This window comes from Nostoc sp. CCY0012, assembly GCF_963920855.1.
In the GTDB taxonomy this organism is placed as follows: domain Bacteria; phylum Cyanobacteriota; class Cyanobacteriia; order Cyanobacteriales; family Nostocaceae; genus Cyanocohniella.
Genome location: NZ_CAWUDM010000014.1, coordinates 76906 through 86987, shown reverse-complemented (window position 1 = coordinate 86987; position 10082 = coordinate 76906). Strand labels below are relative to the sequence as shown.

General features: G+C 40.9%; 9 protein-coding genes. 2 read left to right on the top strand and 7 right to left on the bottom strand.

Translation table 11 applies throughout. From position 1 onward, the window contains the following. The first annotated feature begins 1254 nt into the window (after positions 1-1254). On the top strand, positions 1255-1578 hold the full coding sequence (locus ACM0OS_RS05895; RefSeq protein WP_414542234.1) for a thioredoxin family protein: 324 nt from the start codon (positions 1255-1257) through the stop codon (positions 1576-1578). Here ACM0OS_RS05895 and ACM0OS_RS05890 read toward each other — a convergent pair. Together ACM0OS_RS05890 and ACM0OS_RS05885 are read right to left on the bottom strand one after the other, a co-directional pair. Beyond that, positions 1575-1799, bottom strand: coding sequence for a hypothetical protein (locus tag ACM0OS_RS05890; RefSeq protein ID WP_414542233.1), 225 nt, complete (start codon positions 1797-1799; stop codon positions 1575-1577). The two genes, ACM0OS_RS05895 and ACM0OS_RS05890, sit on opposite strands and share 4 nt — an antisense overlap. A 142-nt stretch (positions 1800-1941) precedes the next feature. Then, positions 1942-3807, bottom strand: coding sequence for a S8 family peptidase (locus ACM0OS_RS05885; RefSeq protein WP_414542232.1), 1866 nt, complete (start codon positions 3805-3807; stop codon positions 1942-1944). Positions 3808-3926: 119 nt separating this feature from the next. Between ACM0OS_RS05885 and ACM0OS_RS05880 the strand changes: the two genes are divergently transcribed. Further along, positions 3927-4361: a hypothetical protein gene (locus ACM0OS_RS05880; RefSeq protein WP_414542231.1), complete on the top strand. Its 435-nt coding sequence runs from the start codon at positions 3927-3929 to the stop codon at positions 4359-4361. Between the two features lie 569 nt (positions 4362-4930). Here the strand turns inward: ACM0OS_RS05880 and ACM0OS_RS05875 are convergent. The 5 genes from ACM0OS_RS05875 to ACM0OS_RS05855 form a co-directional block, all read right to left on the bottom strand. Further along, complete coding sequence (locus ACM0OS_RS05875) at positions 4931-5866, bottom strand: alpha/beta fold hydrolase (protein ID WP_414542230.1); 936 nt, start codon at positions 5864-5866, stop codon at positions 4931-4933. A gap of 110 nt (positions 5867-5976) precedes the next feature. After that, positions 5977-6366, bottom strand: coding sequence for a DUF4112 domain-containing protein (locus ACM0OS_RS05870; RefSeq protein WP_414542229.1), 390 nt, complete (start codon positions 6364-6366; stop codon positions 5977-5979). A gap of 59 nt (positions 6367-6425) precedes the next feature. After that, a complete protein-coding gene (locus tag ACM0OS_RS05865; protein ID WP_414542228.1) occupies positions 6426-7325 on the bottom strand; it encodes a YihY/virulence factor BrkB family protein in 900 nt (299 codons plus the stop codon). A gap of 64 nt (positions 7326-7389) precedes the next feature. Next, positions 7390-9150 carry a DUF389 domain-containing protein gene (locus ACM0OS_RS05860; RefSeq protein WP_414542227.1) on the bottom strand — a complete coding sequence of 587 codons (1761 nt, stop codon included), beginning with the start codon at positions 9148-9150 and terminating at the stop codon, positions 7390-7392. A 15-nt stretch (positions 9151-9165) separates the two neighbouring features. Further along, the gene (locus tag ACM0OS_RS05855) at positions 9166-10002 is read right to left on the bottom strand and encodes a hypothetical protein (RefSeq protein WP_414542226.1); all 837 of its coding nucleotides are present in this window, start codon (positions 10000-10002) and stop codon (positions 9166-9168) included. Between the last annotated feature and the right edge of the window lie 80 nt (positions 10003-10082).

Genomic DNA, 10082 nt, shown 5'->3' with positions numbered 1-10082 from the left:
TGCACCCTGATAACTAACTCCCCTTGCTGGCTAACACCCGTTGGGGGATTTTTTTGTTTAACGAACAGTCATCATGATTATAGTAATTTTCCGGAAAATGGTAGTTGCGATTAGAAGATTAAATTAGTAGATGCACCCTGATAATAATTCCCCTGGCTGGCTAACACCCGTTGGGGGATTTTTTTGTTCTGTAAACAGCAATCATCATAGCACTAATGAAAATTTTGTCCAGAACAAACTCTATGCAATTTTAAAACAGACTGTTGATAAATTCGTCCTGATAACTAACTCCTCTAGCAGACTGCCACCAATGGGAGATTGTTTTATGGTGAATCTCACCAATATCCCTATTTGTGACCATTTTATCCGGAACATGTTGTTTATTCCTAGAAAGGTTTATTGGTAGATACACCCTGATAACTAACTCCCCTGGCTGGCTGCCACCGCTGGGGGATTTTTTTATTTCAGAAAAATAACAGATGACCAGAGGACAAATTTATCCGGAGGACTTTATTTAATCTGAGAACATTTAATTAGTAGATACACCCTGATAACTAACTCCCCCAGTTAACAAAGACTTTACGGGGTTTTGGAAAAAATATTTGACTTATAGCCTTTACTCATTTGTAGTTGCTTAGGGCAACATTCTAACGCAAGATTGTCAAAATATTCTACTATAATTTAGTTTTTTATTGCTTTTCGTGTCATAGTTTGTTGACTAAACCTAGCTTTAAACTCTAGCTAGTATCCTCTCCACCAATAAGGTTTCATAAAATACTTTTAGTGTCTATGCTATTTTCTAGATTAATTCACCCTAACACTATTAAAAAAATAGTGAATCAGTATTGCTTATTTGCAATTTTTATTAAAGATGCATAAACTTAGCTACTTTATCCCTGACAAACTACTTGTAGCTGTTGTGTATTGTAGTTTAATCTATCCTACCATAATTTTTGGTTAGTTATCTAGATTATTTGCTGATTGGCTAGAAATTTTTCCCCTGTTAAAAGCCAGGGGATCATCTCATAGCAAGCTTTTCTATGAATTTAACTAGCCTACTATACCGCTTTGCTCATACAGATATTGTCATTACCTGATGAACTACAAAGTATCTCAAGGGGTATATCTGCCAATCTTGTAGCAAAGCTATTAATTTTTTCTATAATTTTATTGTCGGGTTGCTAGCAATATGCTACGCTCCCTTAGAGTTTTTGCTAAAGTACACTGCCTAATTCAAGAAAAGCGCAGAGCCAAATGAGTTTAGCTGTTATTAAGTTTTCTTCAGAAGAGTGCGGTATCTGCCACAAAATGTCTTTTTATGACAAAAAAGTGGCTGAGGAGCTGGGGTTGCAATTTATTGATGTGAAAATGCAAGACACAGCTAGTTACCGCAAGTATCGAAAGATATTGCTGTCTCAGTATCCAGATAAATCAGAGATGGGATGGCCCACTTATATCATCTGTGAATCTCCCGAAGGGGAATTTCAGATTATAGGTGAAGTAAAAGGGGGTCATCCCAAAGGTGAGTATAGAACTCGTCTACAAGAAGTTCTCAATTCGATGGCTGGTCAAAACTAGATGACTTCATAGGATTTCACTTCTAAGACGGGGCCAATCATGGCTGCGGTCATGATATCTTCACGTACTTGTCCTGTGACTTTTGCGGCTTGTCCGGCTTTGAGTAAGTCTTTGTCAGCACCTCTGAGGATTTCATAAGTAACGCCCTCGTCTGTGACTAACGCCCAAGCACCAGTACCAATGTCTCGGCGTTGAATTTTTCCTGTAACTGTAATGCTCATAGTTGGGGAGTAGGGAGTGGGGAGTGGGGAGTGGGGGAATGATGAGGGGGATGGGGAGGCAAGACTAGTGCCGCTTGTGAAGTTATGTTGGCTTCGTTGGGTTGCGCTGCGCTTAACCCAACCTACTTTTCGACTCTAGCCTCTAGCCTCTGGCCCCTATGCCCTCTTCGTCGTTTTTCAATGCTAAACGAGCTAGTCCATAACACAGTAGGGCATTGATGATGAGGAAGCTGCGAGCTAGGTAACTGCTTCCTAAGCCCCAAACGGCTGGGTCATAAATGGCGCTGACTGTTAAAAAGGCTGCTATGCCTAAAGTGGAACCAATAGCAAACCATTTCCAACTTGGATGTCCTAATAGCAATGCTATTAATGCAAGAGGAATTAAGACACTGGCAAATAGTGGATTTAAGGCGTTGGCTCCTTGTAGGGTATTGCCTAGTTCGGGAATGGAACTGCCTAGAACTCGGAAAGGCCATTGGGGTAGGTCAAAAATATATAATCCTCTGAGGAAGAATAAACCAGAACTACCAGCAATTAAGCCGCTGGATAATGACCAACTCCAGGTGAAGGGGAAGTAAACTCGCAAAAACCATGCTAGTAGATAGGAACCTAATACCATGAGGAGTTTGGGTACAAGTGCTACAGCACCGCCATCAATCCAAAAGCGGGGGTTGAGATAGCCGTTATCGCGCAACCAGCGGAAGAAGTCTTGGAAACTGATTTGTCCTTCAGTGGCTAGTTTGACTGCGGCTTCGGCGTTCAGTTGTCCAGCGCCATAGTAGTTTAAGCTATCATCCTGGATAACTCTTGCTGACTGCTTGAGGACTTTTAAAATTTCTTCTGGTTCGTTAATGCCACTAGCTTTAATTAATGCTGCGACACCTGCAACGTGGGGAGAAGCCATGCTTGTACCCTGGAGTTCCAAAAATACTCCTTCGCCGTTGTTTTCGGGGTCTATGGTTTCTTGCAGAATCTTACCGGCATCGCTACCACCAGGGGCGGAGATATCTACCCCAGCACCAAAGTTAGAATAAGGGGCTTTTTCTCCGTTGGGGCCAAATGCGGAAACGCCAATCACATAGGGGTAACGCGCTGGATAACTGGCACCATTATCATTTTCATTGCCGGCCGCAGCTACTATGGTTACGCCTTTTTTGTAAGCATATTCAATGGCTTGTTTCATTAATTGGCTTTCGCCACTGCCACCCAAGCTCATATTAATTACATCGGCTCCATTGTCAGCAGCAAATTTAATGGCTTCGGCAATATCAGCAACAGTACCACCGCCATAGGCACTAAGTACTTTCAACGGCATGAGGTTGGCTTCGTAAGCGATGCCAGCTACGCCATAATTATTATTGGTAGATTCGGCTATGGTGCCGGCCACATGGGTTCCATGTCCGTTATCATCGGTGGCTTCTTCGCGGTCGTTAACGAAATCATAGCCTTTGACAAATTTCGTTTCTTGCAAGTCACGTACCTTAGTTATGCCAGTGTCAATCACTGCTACTGTGACGCCAGAGCCTTTGGTTTGTCCCCAGGCGCCCTCTATGCCGATATTGTGCAGGTTCCACTGTTTACTGTAATATTGGTCGTTGGGGCCTTTCAATGAAGGCTGGGCTGTATTATTTTGAGATGGGGAAGTTGCTTTTGAACCAGTGACTGCGGCTGGTTGAGGAATCTTTCTATAGATGTAATTCGGCTCGATTATTTGTGTAAATTCTGCGAATCGAGATTTTTTCAGTTCTTTGAGTCTCTGGCGATCGCCTTCAATAATATACACATGATCTCGCGCTGAAAACTGATTGTCTAATCTGGGTGTGACGTTGTATTCTTGAGCGATCGCTTGTAATTTCTGCTGTACCAATTCTGTAGGCACATCTTCGCGAAAATCCAGCAATATCGTCTCAAATTCGCCTTTAGCTGCCAATCCCTGAAAATTCAGGAACCCAAAAACCGCAGCCCCCAGCCCAATGACAAACAAGCACAATAATATAAGTCTTTTCATATTAACTGATCACCGCTTTTCGCCAGTTTGTTCACTACCATAACTTATCTATGTCCCTGGTTGGTGTAGTTTGCACTTTAGTTACAACATTCACACAAGATTTAGGACTTGTTTAAACAATGGAACGTGGTCTTTTATGGTTGCCTTTGTTAGTAGCTTTTTTTTGGTTGGCTTGGCAGGGCGCTAAGGAATATCAAAAAGTTGAAGCATATCGCGTGTGGGCGGAAAATTTTGACAGAGCTAAGTATGATATTTATGCTGTCATGGGTCAAAAAGAGCAAAAGATAACTTGGGGAAAGCCTACACCGCAAGGCCCAAATAATTTAGCAACCTTTTCTTTGCTGGATGTCAAAGAAATACGACTTTTGGTAGATGACAAAGTAGTAGCTACTGAATCACCACCAGAAAAAGGTCGTACTATTGAATTGGAATTTTTATTTTCCACATCTACTGAGTCAGTGCGCGTTCCGTTTACGGAAATTCCTTTAGCAGCAAAATGGGGTAAGTATTTGCAGGGAGTCTTGCCTAGCCTAGAGTTACCACACCATGAGTAGTGATGAATTAATTATAGCGATCGCTAGATATAGTAGTCCGCTTTGATTTTTGATAACTGGCGTGGTGTAGGTATGCAATAGGCAATAGAAATCTAGGCTTTGGTGGGCAAGCCTCACCTGACATGCCTAAAATTTTTCACAATCAGCATTACTGTAGCTATTTCAGAAAATTGAAAAACTTGCCAAAATGGCAACCAGGATGAGTTGAACTGAGTTAGATTATAGAACATAAAGAAAAGCAAGAGTTTTGTTATCAGGTATAACCAAATAGCTAAATTACTTTGGTTACTATTATCTAGAATTGTTTTTCATGGACTAAAAAATCTATCTATTATTAGTTAATTTCTCAAAGATGGTTTTTTAAGCAAACAAACATTAATTGTCAGACTTGGCATTTGTCACACCAGGAATAATAGATGTGTATAGGCGTTGTCAATAACGTATAAAATAGCCCCCTAAATACAGGGCAGCGTCTGTATATGTTCCTGAACACTACAGTGAGAAATGCCTGAGTGAGAGATTCGAGGCGATTGGTATGCCTCCTCTCACTCTTTTTTTATGTAATAACTTTAAAAGAAATTTGTATCTTGTAAAAACCCAATAATAGCCGCATTTAAAACTTCAGCAGAACCAGATGAGGCATCGTGACAACAATTATCTAAAATTTTTAGCTGGGAGTTGGGAATGCTTTGATTTAACTTCTGCCCATGACTAGCAGGAAACCAACTATCTTTGTCTCCCCATAAAATAAGTGTAGGACATCTAATATCACCCAATTTATTTTGAATTTGACTGAGCATATTTGGTTTATTTACTTGCCAATGCTCAATTTCTCGCGCAGCTATTTGTAATTCTTCACCGACTTTTAAAATAGTGCCAGGAAGCTCAATAAATGGATAAGTTATCCAATACACATCTTCTTGTGTCAAAAGTGATGGGTCGAAAAGCACTGCACGCCTTTCCATTGCCATAATTTCTCTAAACAGAGGTGCAAATAAATACGTTAAACGCAAAGAATCTATTGTTTGTAATATTTCTAGCGGTGTTTGGGCAAGTAACCACATTGCCCAATGGGGTAAGCGTTCAGCAAAAATAGGCACATTGACAACTATTAACCGTGCTATTAATTGGGGATTATGTTGAGCAAGGGCCAGACCAACTAATCCTCCTAAAGATTCGGCGACAATTACGGCTGGTTCATCACATAATTCTTGCAAAATTCGCTCTAGTTCAATAATTTGATGCCCATTTTTTTCTCGGCGAGACTGCGGTTTTTCCGAAAACCCATATCCTTTAGCATCAAAGCAAATTACCCGAAAATATTTAGATAAAGGAGCAATGTTGTGACGCCAATTGTAGCTCCAAGCACCCATCCCATGTAATAAAACTAACGGCTTACCTGTACCTATTTCACCGTAAGCAATCTGCACAGGATATCCATGTGCGTCAGTAATAGTTAAATTTTGCCTTCCTTGCGGAAAAGTAACTTGCCACCAATCTTTCATTCTTTTGTTAACAATTTGTTAAAATGCCAATTAAAGCTGGCTACAGCATTCTAATTAGTATCATGGGAATGCTATTCAGACAATGGCAACTAATAATCATTCCGCTAAATCTATTTTTTTGACGGGGGAGAATTTAAGTATTCTTCTAACAGTTTCATATTATACACATTAGCTGTCCAAACAAAATCAAATAAGTCTCCCATGCCTGGTATGCTACCTACCAAACCGTCGATCAAGATATTAAAAAACATTCTCATCAAAGTAGCTTTAGGTACACCTAACCGAGCTGCTTCTATAACAATGTAACTAGCAAGGATGAATCCTAACAAATCACCACCAACAGGTATAAATCCTACCAGCGGATCTAGACCAATATGAATTGGTGTTCCGGGAATAGTCACAACCTTATCTAAGATGCGGCTTAGGTGACGCAGCCGATTCAATGTCAGTACTTGAGCGTCAGAATTAATATGAGAAACCCGTCGATAAGAATCAGGCATTCAGGCGATCGCTTGTCTGCGGTTAAATAGTTAGGTATTATACTACAGTATTTACTGTTTTATGGCTTGTCTAATAAATTTTTATTTGCTTTTGACCTCATCTGTTCACCCACAGTCACGTTCAATTGATCGCCTACTAGCATCACAGCAGCACTCATCCACAGCCACAACATTAAAACTATGACAGTCCCTACAGCACCATAGACTTTGTTGTAGTTGCCGAAATTGGCTACATAGGCCCGAAATAAGCCTGACAAAATTGCCCAGAAAATAGCTGCTAATATTGCCCCTGGCATCATTGGCGTACCGGAATTCCAGACGCTAGGGCCATAGCGATAAACTAAGCCAAAGGCGCTAGCCACAATACCCAAAGCTAAAGGCCATCTCAACAATTGCCAAAGATGCAATAAAAAAATCAAATAACCATTTTCACGCACCACCATTCCTAGCAGTAAATCGCTAATAAACACTAAGAAGGAAGCCAACACCAATAGTAAAATCGTACCGACTGTTAATCCTAGAGAAACAAGCTTGGCTTTCCAAAAAGGGCGTGTCTTTTCAGAGGGAATTTGATGAATTTGATCAAAGGCAGTCATTGCAGTACTTATGGCCCCAGAAGCAGTCCAAATGGCAATTACAAAACTGAGAGAAAACAAACCACCATTTCTAGAATTAGTGATTTCTCTGGCCGCAAAATCACGAATTAAAACTAGCACTTCTTCAGGCGCAACTTGACTGATTTGAGCCGCCAACTGTTTAAAAGTTGCTTGTAAGGATTCTTCAAATAAACCGATGGCTGTCAGTAGGGCAATAATCGCTGGAAACAACGATAACATTGCATTGAAAGCGATTTCCGAGCCAAGTCCTAAAAGTCGCCTTTCGGTTGTCCTAGTAAAAGTTTGTTTGAGTACGCGCCAATTAAGGTGGCGAAAGAAGCTGACAAAAAGAGTCTTTGGCATAACTAAGGTTGCAGCTTGTTAATCAATTAACAAGAGAAAAACCGATTATCTCTTCGTATCGGATTTAAGAGGGTGCAGGTATCTTGTCCACTGGTGGATTTCTCCGTGATTTTACCGTAAATTGGAGTATAGCGCTACGTTGAGACTCTGTTCCTATTTGCCAGTTTATTCTGTCGTCACTGATTTGCCAATTTGACTGGAGGTATGTTGTAATGGCTTGCGATCGCAATTGGACAATTTCAGCTAGCTCATTTTCTTCTTGGTTAACTACCATTTCCATCCTTAAATTTGGCTGTTGCTGCAAAATTTGACCAATTCTGTCTAATAATTGGCTGTTATCTGTCGTCAATGTTGATTCCTCATCCTCAAACAAAAGTTCTACCACAGAACTATCTATTCTCTGCATAGTCACCTGAGCAGACTGATAATTCAACCTAGTTCTGATGTTATCGGCAATCAGTATTTGAGCATCTCCATCAATATTACGCTCACTTAGATACAGTAATCGGATACTTAAGGGCGAAATAGGAGTAGTGATTAACTCATAATTTATTAGTTCCGCTGGCTGGGGTAGCCTCAAATCACTCAAAGCAGATTGGACTTCTTGCACAAAACTTGATTGTAATTGAGCAATAGTAATTATTGGTTCAGGAATCCTTTCTTCGCGCACTGGGCGTAAAAGTTCGTTTGAGGCGGTAGGAATTTCAATTAGTTTAAGTGATAACGAATCTGGTGACCTGCCCAAACGCGAGGCTAGTTGTTGCACATAAATATCTTGTTCATCTGGGGTGTATTGTTGACTAGTAAACACCTGAAGTTGCACTGTCAGCCGATTGTTGCGTTCTGCGGCCACCATACTACTGATATAAGAACGTGATTCACCATTAGGAAAAGTGGCAAAGTTTTTCTGCCACAAATCTGTAGCTGTACGACGAATCAGATTCTCTTGTTGCTGCAACGAAATTTCTTGTCTGAGTTGACTAAGAGATCGATTGAGTGGGAAGATAATCACCACAATTGTAAAAAAAATCAACAAGAATCTACCCGGCAAAGAACCAATTTTTTTTAGCTTGCCATAAACAGGTAATTGCTCCAAAATACTCTGTATCCAGATACTTTCTGGATGTGCTGCCCGCCATTCTCTAACTTTTGCGCGCACCTGATTATTATCTATATGTAAACCTAAAAAAACTAGCATGGCGGTAAATGTAATTGCTACCAAGTTGGTGAAAAAGAGTAAGCCACCACCACTAGCAATTCGGAAACCGTTAGTAAAATTCACATTCAGAGCTATCCCCATGCCATAACCTACAACACATAATGGGGGCATTAAAGCAACCGCAATAGCTACACCAGGAATAGAAGTTGCTACTCCTTTGGGTTCTTTACAAATAGCAACTGAACCCACCGCACCAGAAAACAGCGCCACTACCAAATCTAAAATATTAGGTCGAGTTCTAGCCAAAATTTCACTAGTTACTTCCTTAAATGGCAGCAATGATACCAAAATCATGGCAAAGGAAATAGCAACAAAACAACTCAAAATTAGATTGATTAATGCCCGCATAGCCAAAATTACATCACCCGCAGCGAGGGCCAGTCCATTAGCGAGGATACCTCCCATCAATGGAGAAATCAGCATCGCGCCAATGATGACAGCGGGACTGTTCAAGACTAGTCCGAGGGTAGCAATACCAGCGGATAACAAAACTTGAATCCAATAGCTCAGATCATCAAGACTCAGTGAACTGCATATCTCCAGATATACTTGTTCTTTACGAGCCTGACCAACTCCCAAGTTCTGGGAAAACCAGTCTCTAAACATATTTAACTCTACTTTTTAAGTTGATGTCTGCCGGTTGAGAATAATCATCTCATTACCCACAACTGGGTTACGCGCTATTAGCTTATCTTGGGAATCAACAATTTCTAGATGGGTAAAATCAAGTTCTTGAGAGCGTTGTAATATTTCCGCAGCTAGTTTGTTTTGTTGCGATTCTGCAAGTGTGTACCAATCATCGTTAATTTTAACAGTGAGATTACTAGTGCGGAAGTTAGCTTGTATTGACTCTATTAAACCAGAGGCAAAGCGATCGCTTATTTCGGCTACTTGATTTTCAATAGCTGCAATTAGGGTTTGCTCTGGTGTCAAGTTGATAATTGGCTTTGGAGTCGGTGTCGGTTCCGGTGTTGGTTCTGGTGTTGGTGTCGGCGTTGGTGTTGGCGTTGGTGTAATTTCCTCTAGTGGCTGTGGTTCTGGTGCGGTTAATTCTGGTGGAATAGTAATCGTAGGAGTTGGCGTTGGTACAGGAACCTCCTCAACTGCTGGGACTGTTGCTATTTCAGTCGGATTTTTAGTCAACAAAGTTGCAGTTGTCCAAAATATGGCTACAGTCATTACTGTCAAAATTCCTGTCAATACCGTATCTGACAAGTTATTAGATACATTTGATGGTAAAAACAAACGGACTTGTCTTAAAAATCGATTCCATTGTGTTTCCAGACGTTGCCAAACACTGGGTGTTGCTTCAGTACCTACTGGGGGTGCAGTCTCCAGTTTGACTACCGCAGTTTCTAAAATACCAATCGTCCCTCGAAGAACTTGGATGATTTTGACTTTCCAAAAAGGTGGTTGGCGGGAATCAGGGGGTTGTGAATTGGGATTGTCTTGTGACATGGAACTTTCACCAAAAGCAGCGAATCAAAGACAAATGACCAGCATTCTTACTACTGCCTCTTTTGACTTAATGTATCACT

What these genes read in the sequence shown, in the direction of transcription:
- ACM0OS_RS05870 (WP_414542229.1), bottom strand. Translation starts at nt 6,366, where the DNA reads ATGCCTGATTCTTATCGACGGGTTTCTCATATTAATTCTGACGCTCAA.
- ACM0OS_RS05885 (WP_414542232.1), bottom strand. Translation starts at nt 3,807, where the DNA reads ATGAAAAGACTTATATTATTGTGCTTGTTTGTCATTGGGCTGGGGGCT.
- ACM0OS_RS05895 (WP_414542234.1), top strand. Translation starts at nt 1,255, where the DNA reads ATGAGTTTAGCTGTTATTAAGTTTTCTTCAGAAGAGTGCGGTATCTGC.
- ACM0OS_RS05890 (WP_414542233.1), bottom strand. Translation starts at nt 1,799, where the DNA reads ATGAGCATTACAGTTACAGGAAAAATTCAACGCCGAGACATTGGTACT.
- ACM0OS_RS05865 (WP_414542228.1), bottom strand. Translation starts at nt 7,325, where the DNA reads ATGCCAAAGACTCTTTTTGTCAGCTTCTTTCGCCACCTTAATTGGCGC.
- ACM0OS_RS05880 (WP_414542231.1), top strand. Translation starts at nt 3,927, where the DNA reads ATGGAACGTGGTCTTTTATGGTTGCCTTTGTTAGTAGCTTTTTTTTGG.
- ACM0OS_RS05875 (WP_414542230.1), bottom strand. Translation starts at nt 5,866, where the DNA reads ATGAAAGATTGGTGGCAAGTTACTTTTCCGCAAGGAAGGCAAAATTTA.
- ACM0OS_RS05855 (WP_414542226.1), bottom strand. Translation starts at nt 10,002, where the DNA reads ATGTCACAAGACAATCCCAATTCACAACCCCCTGATTCCCGCCAACCA.
- ACM0OS_RS05860 (WP_414542227.1), bottom strand. Translation starts at nt 9,150, where the DNA reads ATGTTTAGAGACTGGTTTTCCCAGAACTTGGGAGTTGGTCAGGCTCGT.